This is a genomic window from Mesorhizobium sp. B2-3-13, assembly GCF_006442195.1.
GTDB lineage: Bacteria > Pseudomonadota > Alphaproteobacteria > Rhizobiales > Rhizobiaceae > Mesorhizobium > Mesorhizobium salmacidum.
In genome coordinates this window covers 47528-64730 of sequence record NZ_VFVQ01000016.1, presented here as the reverse complement: position 1 = coordinate 64730, position 17203 = coordinate 47528, and the positions used below count along the sequence as shown (strand labels likewise).

21 protein-coding genes are annotated in these 17203 nt (G+C 62.6%); 3 read left to right on the top strand and 18 right to left on the bottom strand.

Features of this window, described 5'->3' with window-relative positions; genetic code table 11:
- The 5 genes from trbJ to trbB are packed head-to-tail and all read right to left on the bottom strand — an operon-like array spanning position 1 to position 4812.
- On the bottom strand, positions 1-759 hold the full coding sequence (trbJ, locus tag FJ941_RS19475) for a P-type conjugative transfer protein TrbJ (protein WP_140508079.1): 759 nt from the start codon (positions 757-759) through the stop codon (positions 1-3).
- Complete coding sequence (gene trbE, locus FJ941_RS19470) at positions 756-3212, bottom strand: conjugal transfer protein TrbE (protein WP_140508077.1); 2457 nt, start codon at positions 3210-3212, stop codon at positions 756-758. The genes trbJ and trbE overlap by 4 nt, the downstream gene beginning before the upstream one ends.
- 9 nt (positions 3213-3221) lie before the next feature.
- Positions 3222-3500, bottom strand: a complete 279-nt coding sequence (locus tag FJ941_RS19465; protein WP_140508075.1) for a VirB3 family type IV secretion system protein — start codon at positions 3498-3500, stop codon at positions 3222-3224.
- The gene (locus FJ941_RS19460) at positions 3500-3832 is read right to left on the bottom strand and encodes a TrbC/VirB2 family protein (protein ID WP_140508073.1); all 333 of its coding nucleotides are present in this window, start codon (positions 3830-3832) and stop codon (positions 3500-3502) included. The genes FJ941_RS19465 and FJ941_RS19460 overlap by 1 nt, the downstream gene beginning before the upstream one ends.
- Positions 3829-4812 (bottom strand): P-type conjugative transfer ATPase TrbB, encoded by a 984-nt coding sequence (gene trbB, locus FJ941_RS19455; RefSeq protein WP_140508072.1) that lies wholly within the window; start codon positions 4810-4812, stop codon positions 3829-3831. Before trbB ends, FJ941_RS19460 begins: the two co-directional genes overlap by 4 nt.
- 366 nt (positions 4813-5178) lie before the next feature.
- On the opposite strand from trbB, the gene FJ941_RS19450 reads away from it, so the two are divergent.
- Both FJ941_RS19450 and FJ941_RS19445 read left to right on the top strand, forming a co-directional pair.
- Complete coding sequence (locus tag FJ941_RS19450; RefSeq protein ID WP_140508070.1) at positions 5179-5433, top strand: helix-turn-helix domain-containing protein; 255 nt, start codon at positions 5179-5181, stop codon at positions 5431-5433.
- Positions 5433-6743: a type II toxin-antitoxin system HipA family toxin gene (locus tag FJ941_RS19445; protein ID WP_140508068.1), complete on the top strand. Its 1311-nt coding sequence runs from the start codon at positions 5433-5435 to the stop codon at positions 6741-6743. Before FJ941_RS19450 ends, FJ941_RS19445 begins: the two co-directional genes overlap by 1 nt.
- A 103-nt stretch (positions 6744-6846) precedes the next feature.
- On the opposite strand, the gene FJ941_RS19440 is transcribed toward FJ941_RS19445, so the two are convergent.
- The 13 genes from FJ941_RS19440 to FJ941_RS19380 all read right to left on the bottom strand — a co-directional run bounded on the left by FJ941_RS19440 (position 6847) and on the right by FJ941_RS19380 (position 16667).
- Positions 6847-7287 (bottom strand): CopG family transcriptional regulator, encoded by a 441-nt coding sequence (locus FJ941_RS19440; RefSeq protein ID WP_140508066.1) that lies wholly within the window; start codon positions 7285-7287, stop codon positions 6847-6849.
- Between the two features lie 5 nt (positions 7288-7292).
- Entirely contained in the window at positions 7293-9278 is a 1986-nt protein-coding gene (locus tag FJ941_RS19435; RefSeq protein ID WP_140508064.1) for a conjugal transfer protein TraG, read from the bottom strand.
- Between the two features lie 20 nt (positions 9279-9298).
- Positions 9299-11038 carry a VirD2 family relaxase/mobilization nuclease gene (locus FJ941_RS19430; protein WP_140508063.1) on the bottom strand — a complete coding sequence of 580 codons (1740 nt, stop codon included), beginning with the start codon at positions 11036-11038 and terminating at the stop codon, positions 9299-9301.
- A 243-nt stretch (positions 11039-11281) separates the two neighbouring features.
- Positions 11282-12055 carry a lytic transglycosylase domain-containing protein gene (locus FJ941_RS19425; RefSeq protein WP_140508061.1) on the bottom strand — a complete coding sequence of 258 codons (774 nt, stop codon included), beginning with the start codon at positions 12053-12055 and terminating at the stop codon, positions 11282-11284.
- A 3-nt stretch (positions 12056-12058) separates the two neighbouring features.
- Positions 12059-12394: a DUF736 domain-containing protein gene (locus FJ941_RS19420; protein ID WP_140508059.1), complete on the bottom strand. Its 336-nt coding sequence runs from the start codon at positions 12392-12394 to the stop codon at positions 12059-12061.
- A gap of 69 nt (positions 12395-12463) precedes the next feature.
- Positions 12464-13009, bottom strand: coding sequence for a S26 family signal peptidase (locus FJ941_RS19415; protein ID WP_140508058.1), 546 nt, complete (start codon positions 13007-13009; stop codon positions 12464-12466).
- Entirely contained in the window at positions 13006-13524 is a 519-nt protein-coding gene (locus FJ941_RS19410) for a DUF2840 domain-containing protein (RefSeq protein ID WP_140508056.1), read from the bottom strand. Before FJ941_RS19410 ends, FJ941_RS19415 begins: the two co-directional genes overlap by 4 nt.
- 98 nt (positions 13525-13622) lie before the next feature.
- A complete protein-coding gene (locus FJ941_RS19405) occupies positions 13623-13904 on the bottom strand; it encodes a helix-turn-helix domain-containing protein (protein WP_140508054.1) in 282 nt (93 codons plus the stop codon).
- Between the two features lie 130 nt (positions 13905-14034).
- Positions 14035-14526: a DUF2285 domain-containing protein gene (locus FJ941_RS19400; protein WP_348640753.1), complete on the bottom strand. Its 492-nt coding sequence runs from the start codon at positions 14524-14526 to the stop codon at positions 14035-14037.
- Positions 14429-14800 (bottom strand): DUF6499 domain-containing protein, encoded by a 372-nt coding sequence (locus FJ941_RS29480; RefSeq protein WP_246673887.1) that lies wholly within the window; start codon positions 14798-14800, stop codon positions 14429-14431. The genes FJ941_RS19400 and FJ941_RS29480 overlap by 98 nt, the downstream gene beginning before the upstream one ends.
- A gap of 137 nt (positions 14801-14937) precedes the next feature.
- Positions 14938-15198, bottom strand: coding sequence for a DUF2285 domain-containing protein (locus FJ941_RS19390; RefSeq protein ID WP_140508050.1), 261 nt, complete (start codon positions 15196-15198; stop codon positions 14938-14940).
- Positions 15199-15377: 179 nt separating this feature from the next.
- Positions 15378-15704 (bottom strand): DUF736 domain-containing protein, encoded by a 327-nt coding sequence (locus FJ941_RS19385; protein ID WP_140508048.1) that lies wholly within the window; start codon positions 15702-15704, stop codon positions 15378-15380.
- 645 nt (positions 15705-16349) lie between these two features.
- Entirely contained in the window at positions 16350-16667 is a 318-nt protein-coding gene (locus FJ941_RS19380) for a hypothetical protein (RefSeq protein ID WP_140508046.1), read from the bottom strand.
- A 99-nt stretch (positions 16668-16766) separates the two neighbouring features.
- Between FJ941_RS19380 and FJ941_RS19375 the strand changes: the two genes are divergently transcribed.
- On the top strand, positions 16767-17066 hold the full coding sequence (locus FJ941_RS19375; RefSeq protein WP_140508045.1) for a hypothetical protein: 300 nt from the start codon (positions 16767-16769) through the stop codon (positions 17064-17066).
- Positions 17067-17203: the final 137 nt, after the last annotated feature.

Here is a 17203-nt window from a genome sequence, read left to right as displayed (position 1 = left end):
TCACTGGTTGAACATCGTGGCATTGCCGGCCTGGTACCCGGAGCCTGGGTTCAGGAACCGGCGGCGCTGCTCGCGGCCCTGTTCGGCGGCGGCGGCACGTTCGGCCTCGATCATTGCTTGGGCGCGACCGTTCGCGGCGACAACGGCAGTGAGGTCGGCGACCTGCTGCGCCTGGAGTGCGAGAAGCTGGTTACCGGCTTGTGTCGCCTGCAGCGCGCCGGTGGCTGATTGGCTGGCGCCGACAAGCGCCGACATTTGCGTGCGATTGGTGTCGATGTTTCCAACGACGCCAGCTTGCACGCGCATGGCGTCCTGCAGGCCACCAACCGTATTCTGCCAGCGCGAGCGCGCATCCGTGACGAGTTGCTGATCGGACGCGGATAGCGAGATGCTGCGGTATTGCTGCTGGAAGATCCTGTCGACCTGTTGGACATCGAAGGCGATGTTTTGCGCCTGGCCGAGCAGCTGCTGCGTCCGCTGCACAGATTGCTGCAACTGCTGCACCGAGGAGAAAGGCAAGCTGGCGAGATTGCGGGCCTGGTTGATCAGCATCTGCGCTTCGTTCTGAAGTGAGGTGATCTGATTGGTCACCTGCTGAAGCGATCGCGCGGCCGTCAGAACATTCTGCGCATAATTCGACGGATCAAACACGATGAACGCGTATGCTGGCGTCACAGCTGCGGGCATTACTGCGAGCGGCGCGGTGAACATGGCCGCGGCCAGGGCAAGCGCGCGCGAGCGAAAGCAATGGGTATTCATGTTTGATGCTCCTGTTCGGGTTGGGACGTGAATGTCGAAACGTTGGGAACGAGGTCAGCCGCCCAACTGGCGTTTCGCGCGCGCAGCCAGGCAGGGAGGAAGCCGTCGCGGCCATGTTCGGCGACGATGCTGGCGATCAGAGCCTGATCGGTCTTCGACGATGTAGCGCAGAGCGTCAGGGCGATCTCGGACAGGCCGAGCTCAAAGAGGCGGTTGCCGCGTTGAGACTGGCAGTAGTAGTCGCGCTTCGGTGTCGCGCGCGCTAAAATCTCTATCTGGCGGTCGTTGAGGCCGAAGCGACGATAGATCGCGGTGATCTGTGGCTCGGTCGCGCGTTCGTTCGGCAACAGCAGCCGGGTTGGACAGCTCTCGATGATCGCTGGTGCGATGCTCGAATTGTCAATGTCGGACAGCGACTGCGTGGCAAAGACGACGCTGGCATTTTTCTTGCGCAGCGTCTTCAGCCATTCACGCAATTGTCCTGCAAAACCTTCATCATCAAGGGCAAGCCAGCCCTCGTCGATAATGAGCAGCGTCGGTCGTCCATCGAGCCGGTCACCAATGCGATGAAAGAGATAGGAAAGAACCGCTGGTGCGGCTCCTGTCCCAACAAGACCCTCGATTTCGAACACCTGCACGGACGCCGCGCCAAGGTCCTCGGCCTCGGCATCAAGCAACCGCCCGTACGGACCGCCGACGCAGTAAGGCCGGAGAGCCTGCTTCAGATCGTTTGCCTGCAGCAAGACGCTCAGGCCGGTGATGGTGCGCTCCTCCACCGGCGCCGAGGCGAGCGACGTCAGAGCGGTCCAGATATGCTCCTTGGCATCCGGGTTGATCGGGATGCCTTCGCGCGCCAGGATTGCCACGACCCAGTCGGCGGCCCAGGCGCGCTCGTAAGTGTCGTGTATGCAGGCGAGTGGCTGGAGCGAGACGGAGGTCTCGGCGCCTTCGGTGAGGCTTCCGCCAAGATCGTGCCAGTCGCCTCCCATTGCCAGTGCGGCGGCGCGGATCGAGCCGCCGAAGTCGAAGGCAAAGACTTGGCTGCGCGCGTAGCGGCGGAACTGCAGGGCCATCAGCGCGAGCAGCACGGACTTGCCAGCGCCAGTGGGCCCGATAACAAGCGTGTGGCCGACGTCGCCGACATGCAAGGACAACCGGAACGGGGTCGAGCCCTCGGTCTTGCCGTAAAGCAAGGGGGGGCTACCGAGGTGCTCGTCCCGTTCCGGCCCCGCCCACACGGCAGAGAGGGGGATCATGTGGGCGAGATTGAGTGTCGAGATGGGTGGCTGGCGGACATTGGCGTAGGCATGTCCGGGCAATGAACCGAGCCATGCATCGACGGCATTGACGGTCTCGACCATCGCGGTGAAGTCGCGTCCCTGGATGACCTTTTCGACAAGACGCAGTTTCTCGTCGGCAAGACGCGGATCGGCATCCCAGACCGCGATGGTCGCGGTGACATAAGCCATGCCCGACATGTCCGCGCCGAGCTCCTGCAAAGCCATGTCGGCCTCGGCCGCCTTGTTGGCGGCGTCCGTGTCCACGAGCACGGACGCCTCGTTCGTCATGACCTCCTTCAGGATGGCCGCGATCGACTTGCGCTTGGCGAACCATTGCCGACGAATCTTCGTCAGCAGCTTGGTAGCGTCGACCTTGTCGAGGAGGATCGCACGCGTCGACCAGCGGTAGCCAAACGCGAGCCGGTTGAGCTCATCGAGCACGCCGGGCGTGGTTGCTGTTGGAAAGCCAACAACGGTAAGCACGCGAAGATGCTGATCGCCAAGACGCGGCGCCAGCCCACCGATCACTGGCTGGTCGGCCAGGAGCGCATCGAGATAGATCGGCGTCTCCGGGACGCGCACTCGATGGCGCTTCGTCGAGACAGCCGAATGCAGGTAGGTCAGCGTCTCGCTATCGTCGAGCCAACGGCATTCCGGCATGAAACCGTCGAGCAGGGAAAGCACGCGATCCGTGCGGTCGACAAAGGCGCGCTGAATCTCATTGGGATCAACGCCCCGCTGTTCGCGCCCCTCGTAAAGCCAGGTCTCCGCGCGCGCGACATCCTCGGCCGGCGGCAGATAGAGGAAGGTGAGGAAGTAGCTCGAGATGAAGTGAACGCCTTCCTCTTCGAACTCGGCCTTGCGCTCGGCGTCGACCAGGGCTGAGGCTGGGTCAGGAAACTGGCTTTCGGGATAGGTCGCCGCCTGATGCCGCTGCGCCTCGACGAAGATGCTCCAGCCCGAGCCAAGGCGACGAAAGGCGTTGTTGATGCGCGAGGCCACCGCGACCAACTCGGCCGCGACCACGGAATCGAGATCGGGCCCGCGAAACGTTGCGGAGCGCTGAAAGCTTCCATCCTTGTTGAGCACCACGCCGGGCGAGACAAGCGCGGCCCAGGGCAGGTAGTCGGCAAGGCGGTTGGCGGTGCGGCGATATTCGGCAAGGTTCATCATGACAGGACCTCAAACCGGCAGATGAGCGGGAAGGCGCAGATGCCTTCGACCCACTTCGAAAAAGAGCGGATCGCGCCTTGCGGCCCATACAGCGGTGAAGTGTCCGACTGCCCAGATGATGAGACCGACCAGCCAGAGGCGAAGGCCCAGGCCAACCGCGCCTGCCAGTGTGCCGTTCAGGATTGCGATGGAGCGGGGTGCGCCGCCGAGCAGAATATGCTCGGTCAGTGCCCTGTGAACCTGGACCGTAAACCCCGGCACGGGGACCTGTTCGAAAGCGGCCGCCATCAGATCAGCGCCCCGCCGCCGAACGAAAAAAACGACAGGAAGAAGCTGGATGCCGCAAAGGCGATCGACAGGCCAAAGACGATCTGGATCAGCCGCCTGAATCCACCTGAGGTATCGCCGAAGGCAAGCGTCAGCCCCGTTACGATGATGATGATGACGGCAATGATCTTGGAGACCGGGCCCTCAATCGACTGAAGGATCTTCTCAAGCGGTTGCTCCCACGGCATCGACGAGCCGGCGGCATGAGCGATCCCGGCGAGCATGAGGCTGGTGGCAAGGGTTGTGACGCCAGCGGCCATGCGCCTGGAGCCACGCGATAGGATGCGGATCATGAGTTGTCTCCTGGACTGTTCTGGTTGGTTTGGGAGGTGCGGTAGTCGCCGTCAGGCCCAAGCCCGTCGACGCGCATAAGTTCTGTCAACCGCCGCGCGGATCCGCGCCCGGACAGAACGGCGATGAGGTCGATGGTTTCCGCGATCAGGGCGCGCGGGACAGTGACGACGGCTTCCTGGATGAGTTGCTCGAGACGGCGCAATGCCCCGATGCCCGAGCCGGCGTGGATGGTGCCAATGCCGCCGGGATGTCCGGTGCCCCAGGCCTTCAGGAGGTCGAGGGCCTCTGCGCCGCGCACTTCGCCGATGGGGATGCGGTCCGGTCGCAAACGCAGCGAGGAGCGAACCAGGTCCGCGAGCGTGGCGACACCGTCCTTGGTCCGCATGGCGACCAGATTCTGCGCTGCGCACTGCAACTCGCGGGTATCTTCGATGATGACGACACGATCGGCTCCCTTCGCGACCTCGGCGAGCAGGGCATTGGTGAGGGTCGTCTTGCCGGTGGATGTGCCTCCGGCAACAAGGATGTTTGCGCGAGCACTGACGGCGCTGCGAAGCGCGTCGGCCTGCTCGGCGGTCATGATGTCTGCAGTGACGTAATCTTCGAGCGTAAAGACCGCGACGGCGGGTTTGCGTATTGCGAAGGCCGGCGCGGCAACGACCGGCGGAAGAAGCCCTTCGAAGCGTTCGCCGGTATCCGGCAACTCGGCCGAAACGCGCGGCGAGCGCGCATGCACCTCCGCGCCGACATGATGGGCGACCAGGCGGACGATGCGCTCGCCATCGGCGGCCGACAGCACCTCTCCCGTATCGGCAAGACCTTCGGAGAGCCGGTCCACCCAGATGCGGCCATCCGGGTTCAGCATCACTTCGACGACGACGGCATCGTCCAGCAACCGGGTGATGGAGGTTCCGAGCGCTGTCCGCAGCATACGCGAGGTGCGCGCGCGTCCTTCCGTATTGTGATGCGATGTGCCCATCGGTGTCCCCGGTTTTTCGGCGGGGACAACTCAGACGCCCCCTGTCGGGGATGATTAGAAGAGCCGGATTCTGGATCGCTTCAACAAGTATGTTGAGCCGTAGTGGTGTGGCGTACAAATACAGGAGAACGGCGGCGCCGCTGGTGTCTGGCTTGGATGCGAGGACGCTCCGCGATCGATGCGCGAACTCGGAAGGCTATTGGAATGAGCCACCTGGCTTGGCTGGGAACATCGTTGCCGTGGCGTTCATACGCGATGGCGTATATCTATTTTTAATACGCGATCGCGTATATCCTAGAAATATACGGGCTCGCGTATATTGACCGAATATACGCGAGCCCGTATATTGACGGCTGGAGGCGTACCATGACCGATCAGATCGCCCGCAACGAAAAACAACTCGGAGCCATCCTGCGTCGCGCCCGCAAGCAGGCCGGCCTCACGCAAGGGGCGCTTGGCGAACAGATCCACTTGCGCCAGGGCACGGTATCGCGCCTTGAAGCCGGAGAGCCGGCTGTGCAGCTTCGTACAGTGATGGCGGCACTCTCTGCTCTCGGCCTTGAGCTCGTCGTTCGCACGCGCAGCAAAGGCAGCGCCGCTGACGTCGAGGACCTGTTCTGATGGCGCGGCGACCGGCCCACGCGCCACTGAATGTCTTGCTGAACGGGCGCCTGGTGGGCGTTTTGCGCAGAGCATCGACGGGCGCGATAGACTTCCAATACGCCCGCGAATGGCTGGACTGGCGCGGCACCTTCCCGGTCTCACTCTCGCTTCCTTTGCGGGAGGATCGCTATATCGGCGCGCCGGTGATCAACGTTTTCGACAACCTGCTTCCCGACAATGACGCCATCCGCAAGCGTGTTGCCGAACGCGTCGGCGCTGATGGCACGGACGCCTACAGCATGCTCGCCGCCGTCGGCCATGATTGCGTCGGCGCGCTGCAGTTCCTGCCTGACGGCATCGATCCCGGCATTCCAGGCAGCATCGACGGCAAGCCAGTCTCCAACGAGGACATCACCGGGATAATTGAAAACCTTGCCACTGCTCCTCTCGGTCTCGGCGAGGACGAGGATTTCCGCATCTCGATTGCGGGCGCCCAGGAAAAAACCGCGCTGCTGCGCAAGGATGGGGGCTGGTTCAAGCCGATCGGAACGGCCGCGACCACCCATATTCTGAAACCACAGATCGGCCAGCTGCCGAACGGTATCGACCTCTCCCATAGCGTTGAGAACGAGTATCTGTGCCTCAAGCTGCTCCAGGCCTTCGGCGTTCCCGCCGCTCAGGCAGAGATCGCTAATTTCGGGGGACGACCCACGCTGATCGTCGAGCGTTTCGACCGGCTGTGGGCTCGCGATGGCCGCCTTTTGCGCCTGCCGCAAGAGGACATCTGTCAGGCGCTGTCGGTGCCACCCACACGCAAGTATCAATCCGAAGGCGGCCCCGGCATCCCTGAGATTGTCGGGCTTCTGAAGGGCAGTGACACGCCCGAAGAAGACATCACCGTATTCATGCGCGCCAGCGTTTTGTTCTGGCTGATTGGCGCTACCGATGGCCACGCCAAGAATTTCAGTATCTTTCTCAGCCCTGGCGGGCGGTTCCGTATGACGCCCCTCTATGACGTACTGACCGCACAGCCCAGCTTTGATGCCGGACAGATCCCTCGAAAAAAATTCAAGCTGGCGATGTCAGTCGGCAAGAGCCGGCATTATTCGGTCCATGAGATCATGCCCCGCCACTTCATGCAGACCGCGGACATTGCCGGCGTGGGTACACCTGTCATACGCGGAATTTTCGAACAGATTGCTGCAAACGTGGAGAAGCAGGCCGATATCGTGATCTCCTCATTGCAACCTGGCTTTCCCGAGCAGGTCGTCGACTCAGTCATGTTGGCTATAGGCAAGCGCGCAAGTCTTCTCGCCGACGCAAATTGATCATGGTCTGCTGATCATCATCGGCATCATCATCATCCGCCCGCATCGCTATCGTCTCGCTGCCAATCATCACCATCAGCATGGCGAAGATCGCCTTCGGCCTTTATCGTATTCCGCTCTCGTCCATCGGATTGACATCCTCCGAAATCTCCTGCCGCAGTTTCGGTCCCTTTGCCAGCCGCCGGCCCAGGGCGGTGACGAAGGCTTCGTAGCGTTCAGCCGCCTTGGCACGCGCCGCCTGTGCCGCGGGCTCGGGCAAAGCCGGTGTGGTCGCCAACCAAAAGCGGACGAACACGGCCAAGGTCTCAACCGCGATGCCTATATCGCGTTCCTGCCTGGCCAGACGACGATCGACCTGATCCAGGCGCTTGGCGATCGCGGCCTCGCGACGCTCATCGGCATCGGGCGACAGGAACGAGGCGATCGCGGCTTCGGCTATCATGGACTGGGATTGATCGCGTCGCGCCGCATAGTCCTGAAGCATCGTCATGACGGGCGGATCGAGATAGACGGAGATCTGCACTTTCTTCTTGCGGCCGGTCATGGGGGCTACAACTCCATGCCATCATCGGGGTCCAGGGAAACCTGCCGCGCCACGCCCTCTACGAGGCGGGCCAGGCGTCGATTGCCGACGGCATCATCGTCGCCATCATCGACCGGGTCGATCTCGAACTCGTTCTCGATCGAGGCCGTCTTCTCGACTGGCGGCGCGCGATTGAGTTCGGGTTGTTGGCGCTGCTCTGATCCAGTCGGATCTTCTTCGTCCTGTCGCGGCGAGCCTGGGGGAGCGGCGGCCTCGTGGCCGGCCAGGACCGGCAGCAGGCTCCAATCATCAAGATGCCCCCCTTCTGAACGGACCAGTTCAGGTGGCGGCAGGACGCGCTCCTGGAAGCGAACATCCTCATAGTAGCGCGCCTTCTTCGCCCGGATCGGCAGCACACCCGCTACCATCACGATCTCGTCGCTTGGTGGAAGCTGCATGACCTCGCCAGGGGTGAGCAACTGACGAGCTGTCTCTTGCCGCGACACCATGAGATGTCCGAGCCAGGGCGACAGCCGGTGGCCGGCATAGTTCTTCATTGCCCGCATCTCGGTTGCCGTACCGAGCGCGTCGGACACACGTTTGGCAGTCCTTTCATCGTTTGTGGCAAAGCTCACGCGCACATGACAATTGTCGAGGATCGAATTGTTTGGCCCGTAAGCCTTTTCGATCTGGTTCAAGGACTGCGCGATCAGGAAGCTCTTTAGCCCATAGCCAGCCATGAAGGCCAAGGCGCTCTCGAAGAAGTCGAGGCGGCCGAGCGCTGGAAACTCATCCAGCATCAGCAGCAATCGGTGGCGGCTGGTCTTTGTGTGCAGGTCCTCGGTCAGGCGACGTCCGATCTGGTTCAGGATAAGGCGAATGAGTGGTTTGGTCCGATTGATGTCGGACGGTGGCACGACCAGGTAGAGCGTCGCCGGCCGTTTGCCGCCGACGATGTCGCCGATCCGCCAGTCGCAGCGCCGCGTCACCTCGGCGACGACGGGATCGCGATAGAGGCCGAGGAAGGACATTGCGGTGGACAGCACGCCCGACCGTTCGTTATCGGATTTGTTGAGCAGCTCGCGCGCAGCACTGGCGATGACCGGATGCGGGCCGGTTTCACCGAGATGCGCGGTTTTCATCATTGCCGAAAGCGTCGACTCGATCGGGCGCCTTGGATCGGAGAGGAAGGCCGCAACGCCGGCCAACGTCTTGTCCTTCCCGGCATAGAGGACGTGGAGGATCGCACCCACAAGCAGCGCGTGACTGGTCTTTTCCCAATGGTTCCGCTTTTCCAGGCTGCCTTCCGGGTCGACGAGAATGTCGGCAATGTTCTGGACGTCGCGAACCTCCCATTCGCCGCGACGGACTTCCAGCAGTGGATTGTAAGCCGACGATCTCGAATTGGTCGGATCGAAGAGCAGCACGCGACCATGCAGAGCGCGAAAGCCGGCGGTGAGCTGCCAGTTCTCACCCTTGATGTCATGGACGATCGCCGAGCCCGGCCAGGTTAGCAGCGAAGGCACCACCAGGCCGATCCCCTTGCCAGACCGGGTCGGAGCGAAGCACAGCACGTGCTCGGGCCCGTCATGGCGCAGGTAGTGGCGATCGTGGCGCCCGAGCACGACACCTTCGGCACCGAGCAACCCGGCAGCCTCCACCTCCCTCCTTTCGGCCCATCGCGCCGACCCATAGGTCTGGACGTTCTTGGCTTCGCGTGCACGCCACACAGACATGCCGATCGCAACAATGATCGAGAGGAAGCCGCCGGACACTGCGATCAATCCACCTTCGACGAAGATGTCCGGGGCGTAGGCGTCGTAAAAATACCACCACCAGAACAACGCTGGCGGATAGTAGACGGGCAAGCCGGCGAGCTCGAACCAGGCCGGGCCCAACTGCGCCTGGAAGCCAAGGCGCCATGCCGTCCATTGCGTCGCCATCCAGATCGTCATCAGGACGATCAGCAAGACACTGAGTATCTGGCCCCAGAGTATCTTCGTCGCGGACATGGAGGTCCTTTCTCGTGTTGTCAGAGACCGAGCCCGCGTTTGCGAGCAAAGCTCCAGTCGATGCCGCCGTCACCGCGGGCGACACCGGAGACATGCCGGCCAAGATGTCTTTCGAGCGAGGGTGACCAAGGCACCAGCTGAAAGCCGAGGCCGTCGTCGAGCATGGCAAAGCGACCAGAGGCGAGCGCGAAGCGCTGGCGGTATGTTCCGGTGACATGGTCGCCGCTGGCGGCACGGTTGAAGGGCCGCCCAGCCTCGGCCGCGAGCCTCTCACCAACCCGTTCGAGTTCGCGGCGCCGTAGCGTCTCGATCAGGTTGCTGGTGAAAACAACTCGCCCACCTAGACGCTGCGCAAGGCCTTCGCCGACCAGATGATCGGCTCGCTGTTCCATAGCCTGACGAACCTCGGCACCGAAGCCGCCGACGCTCAAGGCGGCAGGCGCGCGCGCGATGGCCTGCCGGTCGAGCCAGGTCGCTCCCGCTGCCGTGATCTGCTCATGCACACCAAGATCGGAGCGAACGGCGAGCGCGACACGACGCCGGCCGCCCGCATCTTCGAAGCGGCGCAATTCGACGATCGACCCTGGCGGGCCGTCGCCAGTTGCCTCCAGACCGCCAAGTCTGATGTGATGCGTGCGTCCGTCGACAGCGTCGACCACGGCATAAGCAGTGCCGCTCAACTCGTCGTCGAGACCGCGATCGAGCAGCCGACCGACAATGGGTGTATCGAGGCTTTCGGCGGCCAAAACATAATTGCCCGAACCACGCTCGATCCCGCGCTCGGTCAACGCGCGATGCATTCGCTTTATGATGTCGCCGCGCTCGCCGAGCTCACGCAAAGTCGTCTCGGCCCGATCGTCAATCACCCATTGGCCTGGCGCGAGCTGATCGGCAAGTCCAAGGGCTTGGAGCTTGCGCAGGCGGCCGATCTTCTGCACGTGGTACTCGTCGGGCGGCCTATGAGCATATGGGGCAAGATCGATGAAGCCAGTGTGGGAAAGGTCGCGGAGCAGCTGCCGGTCAAGCTGGGTCCAGCGTTCGGCTTCGATCTGCCGCTGCAAATTGCGGCGGATGTCGAGATCGGAACGCGGCCCGAGTTCCTGCGTAACGAGATCGGCAGCGCGCGCACGCATGCCTTCCTTGATATAGTCGCGTGAGATTACCAGATCCTGCCCGTCATCGGCGCGGCCACGCAAGATGACATGGATATGGGGATTGTCCGTGTTCCAGTGGTCTGCCGCGACCCAATCGAGCCTCGAGCCGAGATCCTTCTCCATCTGGCTCATCAGGTCACGGGTGAAGGACTTGAGATCAGCCATATCGATGGCGTCTTCCGGCGAGACGATGAAGCGGAAATGATGGCGATCGCCATCGCAGCGCTCGGCGAAACTCTTGACGTCCGCATTATCGGTTCCGGAGCCGAACATGCGGGCCCCTTCCCCATCACGGGTCACACCCTCGCGCCGCAAGTAGCTGAGGTGTGCGGTCAGCGGCACGGAGCGCGCGGAGTGACGAACCACCCGGGTCTTGATGACCGTCACGCGCGAGCGGCCGGTCAGCAAACGGTTGGCCTGGACGTTGGCGATCCGGCCTCGGCCGAAGCGGGATCGACTGCCAGGACTGATTTGACCGCTGCGGGAGATGCTTCCGCCGGCCTTCTTCGCCGCCGCCAGTGCCTGTGCGATGAACGGCCGCACAGCTTGACCGCGGTTGGAACGAATGCGCCCTGGTCGAATGCGAAGCTCGCGCTCATCGGGCATAACGCCATCCTGCAACGTAGAAAAGAGGATGAGGATACAAGGTCTTGGGCGTTCGACGCACATTGCGCCGAACGGCCGCAATGTGCGCATGGCACCTGAAAATCCCCAAAAAACAACCGACCGGCCGACGCACAATGTGCGGGCTTTTATCTAGCCATCCCTCGGTCGTGTTGCCTGCATCTCCCCTCCCCGCACGCCATGGCATGCTGGAGCACGAAATGGTGCGAAGCGCGTTCAGGAAGCTCACGGCGCGGACCTTTCGCTCGCTTGCGGCGCGAACAGACCGGCCGCTCGCGGCCTGGCGTCGGCCAATCCTTCTGTAGGCACAGCCTTCAAAGGATTATTGCGGGAACGCTCCAGCTGCATCGAACCATCCTCCGGCTTGCTGACAGGCTGCGCGGCGAAGAGCGGAGCATTCTTCCAGCCGTGCTGCGCTATGGCTGCCGGACTGGAAGCTTTCCGTGCGCCGTCGTTGCCGATAGCGGATGCAACGACGGCTACGTAGGCGCTCGTCTCCCGAGGCAGCCGCCTGCCCTGCAGCGACGCCTCGTAGCGTCCTGGGCCGGCATTATACGCAGCAATCCAGCCGGGCGATCCGTAGCGATCAACCAACTCGCGGATATAGGCCGAGCCCGCGATGATGTTGTCGTGCGGGTCGTAGGGATCACGGCCAAGGCGATACCGCGCGCGCAGGTCAGCCCAGGTGTCGGGCACAATCTGCATCAGACCCATGGCACCCTTGCGCGATGTGGCGCGTTGATCGCCGGCGCTCTCGGCGCCAAGCACGGCACGGATCCAGGCCGGTGGAAGGCGGAAGCGGCGCGCCGCCCCCGCTATGTGGGTCTCGTAGCGACCGCACGCCGTCGACGTGGCGACCGGCGGGCTCTGCGCCGGTGCAGTCGCGGGAACGACGCACGAAAAGCAGAGCCCGACAATCACTAGCAGAGCTGAACGTCGGATAACGCGATGCAATGCAGGCGTTCCCAACTGGCTCGTCGGCCGACAGCGCGCCAACATCGCCTAGTCCTTCTCGGCGCGATCACGCAGACGCGACCACTGCAAAGCCCAGGACTTTTTGTCAGCGCCGTTTTGGAACAGATAGGCGCGGATCGGCTGCGCGAAAGTCGGGTCGTCTATCTGCAGCGATATGAAGTCTCCCGCCTTTTCGCTGGAGTGTTTCCAACCGACGCCGATCGCGGTGCCGTCTTCGCCACCTGCGTGCACACGGTAGTCGGGCGCATTGTCTGTCTCGTTCGCTTCGGCCGCGACGATCGCAACCTCGAGGTTGAGACTGAGCGTGCGGATTCGCCCCGAATACCCGGTTTGATGGCTGATGAACTCACCGATCTGTGGCATTTCCTGTCTCCTGTCTTTGATGTCCGCGGTGACGATCAGACGGCACCGAGGGCGCCGCCGGTGGCGCGCTCACCGCGCTGGCGCACGCCATTGGAAGTGGCCACCGCCCTGCTCGTCCGTCCACAGCGGAACCGCACGGCCGATGATGTGGTCGGTGGGAAGGAGGCCGAAATAGCGTCCGTCGAAGCTGTCACGGACGTGGCTGTTCATCAGGAAAACGGCGTCGGCGGGAATGTGCCAGCAGCCCTGCCAATCCGGCAGGTCGCGACCGTTGCGATCGTGTTTGAGCGCCATACCGACGTCAGTGCCATCAACTGAAATGACCAGCTCTTTGCGGCACACGGTTTGGCCTGAGACCGCAAGGATGTGCTTGATGAGCGGCACGCGCTTCGGCAGATAGCCGCGGTCGGCAAGCAATGTTGCGATTGGGTCGGGCGGCTCAACGGCAACGAGATCGTTCGCCGAAAACGGCACGCCGCCGTCGATCAGGTACAGGCCAATTGGCGTGCTGGCTGAAGCATTCCAGATGAGCCTTGGCGACACCGCGGTGAACGCGGGACAGAGCATGGCCGTCGTCGCCAGCACCGTCGCGAGGACAATTGCGGGCCGCGTCATGGCTGGACCCGCCGCCGGAGCAAGTGGGCGCGGTGAAGATCCAACGTATAGGCGCGTGGCTCCTGTCCCGCCGTCAATCGGTTGTGGACATGCCGCCAGTGATCAGCCGAGACCGCTTCCGGATCGATGCCGAGTTGCTCGATGCCATCGATTATCTGCAACACCCGCTCCACCCTGGGCCAGCCCTCAGACCTGAGCAGGATGTCGCCGCCAGGTCGCACGAAAGGCAGCGTCTGGTGTGCCTCGCCTTCGGCAACAGCGCGCACGATGTCGATGCGGGAAATGATCGTACCGAAGTCGTTCGCGGCCCAGCGAACGAAGGCAAAGGTGGTGCCAGGACGAAACGAGACAATGCGCCGGTGGCGGTCGAGAATCTTCTCCTGGGCGACCGAACCGAAGCGGATCCAGTACTCGATCTTCTTCTCAACCCATGTCAATTCGACGTGGGTCAAGCCATCACCGTCCATCGCTCCGATCACCGATCGGCCTGAACGGAAGTCAACGACGGTACCCATTGGTTGTCTCCTGATTTGGCGGGAAAGAAGGCCGCGTGATGGAGTGCTGAAGCGATGTCGACGTGGCGGACCCACGGCGCCTTCGCGCGGGGCTCAGTTCAGCGCCCATACCGTCCGGCCGACGTCAGCGCCGCTGGCGGGTGGCGCTTGGCCGGAAGGACAGAGCCGCGCGGGTCCGAAGTGGAGGTCACTGCGCCGCGCTCAGCCCAGGCCTGGAGATCGTCCACGGCGTAGACGACACGGCCGCCAAGTTTGCGATAGCCAGGACCGGTGCCGTAGGTACGGTGTTTCTCGAGCGTGCGGGACGACAGGCTGAGGAACTCGGCAGCTTCCTTGGTGCGCAGAAAGCGCGGCGGCAAAACGGCTAGATCTGGTCGCATGTATCGAGCCTCCGAGGGGGTTTTGAGAACCGCTGGTGCTCAGCGGCGGGCAGCGACCACTGTGGCGGCAAGACGGCTTCGCAGGGGATGGGGAAGATTGGGGGGTGCAATATTCCCATCCCCGGGAGGCCTAGGAGCGCTTGCGATGGCGCAGCAATTGCAGATAGCCGCCGGCGACCATGGCTCTTCCGCCCTTGACCAGACCGATCACGGTGTTGCGAAGGGGCGAGGTCTTCCAGGGGCTGGAGGCAACACGCCCCGCCCCATAGAAAGCGGTCGCAATTTCCCGATAGCTGGCGCCGTTCGCGCGACCGTCGGCGGCCCGCATCATCAAGCGCAGACGGCGCCTCTGCTGAACAGTCATTCGCGTATCGGGCGGCACCGGCCGCTTGCTATAGCCGCGCCAGAAACGGACCAGAGCCTCGACCCGCCCCAAGGTCTCGGAATCCAGCGGGATCAAGGCTGCGCGGGAACAACTCGCTTCGCCGCCCGGAAAGAGGAGAAGCTGTGTTGCGATGCCGCTGTCATGGACGGCGTGCGACCCCTGCGGACTGTCGCGGTGAGCACTGATCCCGGCGAGCGCCGTGGAAGGGTCGGATGACAGAAAATCGGGTGACGGCACGAGGGCCAGCACTGCGGGGTCGGCAAGAGGCGACCACAGAACGTCTTGCATCAATGCGGACAGGTCGGGGCGGGCGGCGAAATCGCAACCCCCAGCATTTCTGCGCTTCCGTTGGAAAAGGTTGCGTCTCCGCTCCCGAACGGGCGAGCGTGGCGTAGAGGCGCTGATATGAATTCCAACGGCGCAGGCATTCCCAGGCCAATCCTTCGACTGGTAAGCTGTCGAAGAAGTCGTAGCTGGTGTTATCCCGCCAACGAGACGTATCCGGCTTCATCGTGCGTTCTCATCAGGCTGCAAGTTGTGCCCGAATCGATTCCGGGTGATAGCGATTGGCGGAAGACCACGGATGGGCATCGCGTGATGCTTTTTCGGCATCACCGGGCGACAATGTTTCCTAGGTGTCGGTGTTCCCTAGGTGTCGGTCTTGCGCAGGAGATGGCGGTAGCCGGTTCTGGTCATCCAGCGCGCCCGCGCCAGATGGCTGTCGTGAACCTGTCGGGCCCGCCGCGGCTCCTCTTTCGGATCGATCCCGAAGAGGATCTTGACCACCTCGCGCCAATCGGCGCCGTCGGCGTCGGCGTCAAACAAGCGCATGTAGAGCTTGATATGGCGGCGATCATAGTCGGTGAGTTCGTCGCCCGTTGGCGCGGTGTCGTCAAACGGCTCAATCATATTGTGTTCCCCCACGGCGAGACGAAAAAACAATTCTTACAGATGTCACGGTGGCTACGGAGGCCGCTTTGCGAGCATCACACGATGCTATCCCGGCATCGCCGCCGTTGGGCCTCAGCAGCTTTTCGTCAGGTGAGGTTCCGCCCGGATGGTCCGGGCGGAACTTCTGATCGGCGTCCCTAGTCTGCGTTGCGGCGGCTCGGGCGAGACCAGATCAGGCTGTAGCCCTCGCCGTCCTCGTCATTGAAGAGGTTGGCGAAGATCGGGGTGGTGAAGCTCGGATCGTCAAGCTTCAGGCCCAGATAGTCGCGGCCTTCGTTGGACTGCTTGGACCAGGCGGCGCCGATATCGGCGCGGCCGACGAAGACGCGGTGGCTGGGGGCGTTTTCGCCGTTGGCGCGGGTTTCGGGGACGATGCGAACGCCGCGGGCCTGGACGCTGAGGGTGACGATTTCTCCAGTGAACTCGTTGTTGCCGGACTTCTTGAAGGTGCCGATGGTAGCCATGGTAATTCTCCTTGATCCTGTCTGCTTCGAGCCGCACCATTGCGGTCTCGATGGTGGTCGCAAGGCGGAAGGCGATCGCCGGCGCACCAGGGGCCGAAGCGAAGCGGAGGACGGTACGGGAGCGACTTTGTTGTTGCGCGAGGAATGACGGCGCAGCCGGCAGGGGAAGAAAGTCGCGACGTGCCGTTGCGTCACAGGCGACCGAGGCGAAGCCGTCCTTCAGACCAGAAACACCAGTCGAAGAGACCGCTATCGGTGTGCTCGCCGCGACAGGACTTTATCCAGGAGAGTTGGTGGCCTGCGCACCTACTCTATCCGGCCACGGACGTCACAGGTGATCGAGGTCGTTTTGCCACGGCTTGAGCGTGTGCAGCACCAAACCTCTTCAACATGGCAAAGTCACCGGAGCGATTGATTTCGGCGACCTCCCAGACGTCGCGGGGCGGTCGCGGCTCTAACGACTATGCTAACTGGTGCCCGGCTTAGACGTGCCGCTCGACGCCAACGCTCGTCTGCACTGAAACCGAGGCTCGGCGATTGATTGCCATCATGCCCGAAAAACCCGTGGCGAAATTGGAATGCCTCGCACGATCTTGCAGATAGTGCGGATGTGAGCGCTCAAATCTCACGTGCTCACGCGAGTGCCTATTCATCTCGCCAGACCACGCGGCGCACGAATTTGATTCCAACCAAGCGCCGAAAGCGAATTTTGACCGCCTCCTCACCGACGAGGTGGAGCAATTCCGCGTCAATGCTTTCGCTCATGCGGCACTTCTGGCATGTCATCTTGCCTCGCAGCGCTTCGACCGGCACGTTGCCGTAGATCTCTCTCAGCTCGGCGGGCTTGAAGTACCGCTTGATATTGCAGTGCCGACAGCGAATAAGCGCGACCTGACCAGCGGTGTGAGCATGCATCAGGGTCCACGGCGCGCCTTTGTGCCATCGTTCGGGTTGCTCGGGCATATGGGGAAATGAGGAACATATTCCTCTCCAGTCAAGGGGCTCTTGACTCTTTGTTCTCATTTCGTTCACTGTTGGCCAGATGGCCACAGGAGGCGAGCTATGAAGCTCCGCTTGGAAATAAAAGGCGCCTCGCCGGCAGAACAGCAGCGCGGCATCAGCGCTGCGGACGCTGTTTTTGTCGCGACGGGAATTTCTGCCGAGCGGCCTGCCGATGGTATGTTTGCGCTGGAGGGTTGGTATGACGCCAGCTTCCCGGAACGCAGCGAGCCAACCGCGGACGAGGACCGCGCAGCGAGCTTTTGGATGGATGCAAACAAAGCCGCAATCGCCGCGTGCTGTGCCGACCGGCCAGCCGACGCCGTGCCGGAAAACTATCTGTTCCTTGAATTGGTAGATTGATGAGGGACGAACCAATCAGGCTTGCGAAGGCGTGACGGTAGCGCCGCGCGGTCGCGCGCGTATCGAAAACCATGTCTGTGAGCACGCCGGCTAGGCAATGGCGCACCATTCGGGTTCGCCCCGGCCGCGACAAACAT

Excerpts from the sequence above, each read along its gene's own strand:
- trbJ (WP_140508079.1), bottom strand. The coding sequence starts at position 759 with ATGAATACCCATTGCTTTCGCTCGCGCGCGCTTGCCCTGGCCGCGGCC.
- trbE (WP_140508077.1), bottom strand. The coding sequence starts at position 3,212 with ATGATGAACCTTGCCGAATATCGCCGCACCGCCAACCGCCTTGCCGAC.
- FJ941_RS19465 (WP_140508075.1), bottom strand. The coding sequence starts at position 3,500 with ATGGCGGCCGCTTTCGAACAGGTCCCCGTGCCGGGGTTTACGGTCCAG.
- FJ941_RS19460 (WP_140508073.1), bottom strand. The coding sequence starts at position 3,832 with ATGATCCGCATCCTATCGCGTGGCTCCAGGCGCATGGCCGCTGGCGTC.
- trbB (WP_140508072.1), bottom strand. The coding sequence starts at position 4,812 with ATGGGCACATCGCATCACAATACGGAAGGACGCGCGCGCACCTCGCGT.
- FJ941_RS19450 (WP_140508070.1), top strand. The coding sequence starts at position 5,179 with ATGACCGATCAGATCGCCCGCAACGAAAAACAACTCGGAGCCATCCTG.
- FJ941_RS19445 (WP_140508068.1), top strand. The coding sequence starts at position 5,433 with ATGGCGCGGCGACCGGCCCACGCGCCACTGAATGTCTTGCTGAACGGG.
- FJ941_RS19440 (WP_140508066.1), bottom strand. The coding sequence starts at position 7,287 with ATGACCGGCCGCAAGAAGAAAGTGCAGATCTCCGTCTATCTCGATCCG.
- FJ941_RS19435 (WP_140508064.1), bottom strand. The coding sequence starts at position 9,278 with ATGTCCGCGACGAAGATACTCTGGGGCCAGATACTCAGTGTCTTGCTG.
- FJ941_RS19430 (WP_140508063.1), bottom strand. The coding sequence starts at position 11,038 with ATGCCCGATGAGCGCGAGCTTCGCATTCGACCAGGGCGCATTCGTTCC.
- FJ941_RS19425 (WP_140508061.1), bottom strand. The coding sequence starts at position 12,055 with ATGTTGGCGCGCTGTCGGCCGACGAGCCAGTTGGGAACGCCTGCATTG.
- FJ941_RS19420 (WP_140508059.1), bottom strand. The coding sequence starts at position 12,394 with ATGCCACAGATCGGTGAGTTCATCAGCCATCAAACCGGGTATTCGGGG.
- FJ941_RS19415 (WP_140508058.1), bottom strand. The coding sequence starts at position 13,009 with ATGACGCGGCCCGCAATTGTCCTCGCGACGGTGCTGGCGACGACGGCC.
- FJ941_RS19410 (WP_140508056.1), bottom strand. The coding sequence starts at position 13,524 with ATGGGTACCGTCGTTGACTTCCGTTCAGGCCGATCGGTGATCGGAGCG.
- FJ941_RS19405 (WP_140508054.1), bottom strand. The coding sequence starts at position 13,904 with ATGCGACCAGATCTAGCCGTTTTGCCGCCGCGCTTTCTGCGCACCAAG.
- FJ941_RS29480 (WP_246673887.1), bottom strand. The coding sequence starts at position 14,800 with ATGAAGCCGGATACGTCTCGTTGGCGGGATAACACCAGCTACGACTTC.
- FJ941_RS19390 (WP_140508050.1), bottom strand. The coding sequence starts at position 15,198 with ATGATTGAGCCGTTTGACGACACCGCGCCAACGGGCGACGAACTCACC.
- FJ941_RS19385 (WP_140508048.1), bottom strand. The coding sequence starts at position 15,704 with ATGGCTACCATCGGCACCTTCAAGAAGTCCGGCAACAACGAGTTCACT.
- FJ941_RS19380 (WP_140508046.1), bottom strand. The coding sequence starts at position 16,667 with ATGCCCGAGCAACCCGAACGATGGCACAAAGGCGCGCCGTGGACCCTG.
- FJ941_RS19375 (WP_140508045.1), top strand. The coding sequence starts at position 16,767 with ATGAAGCTCCGCTTGGAAATAAAAGGCGCCTCGCCGGCAGAACAGCAG.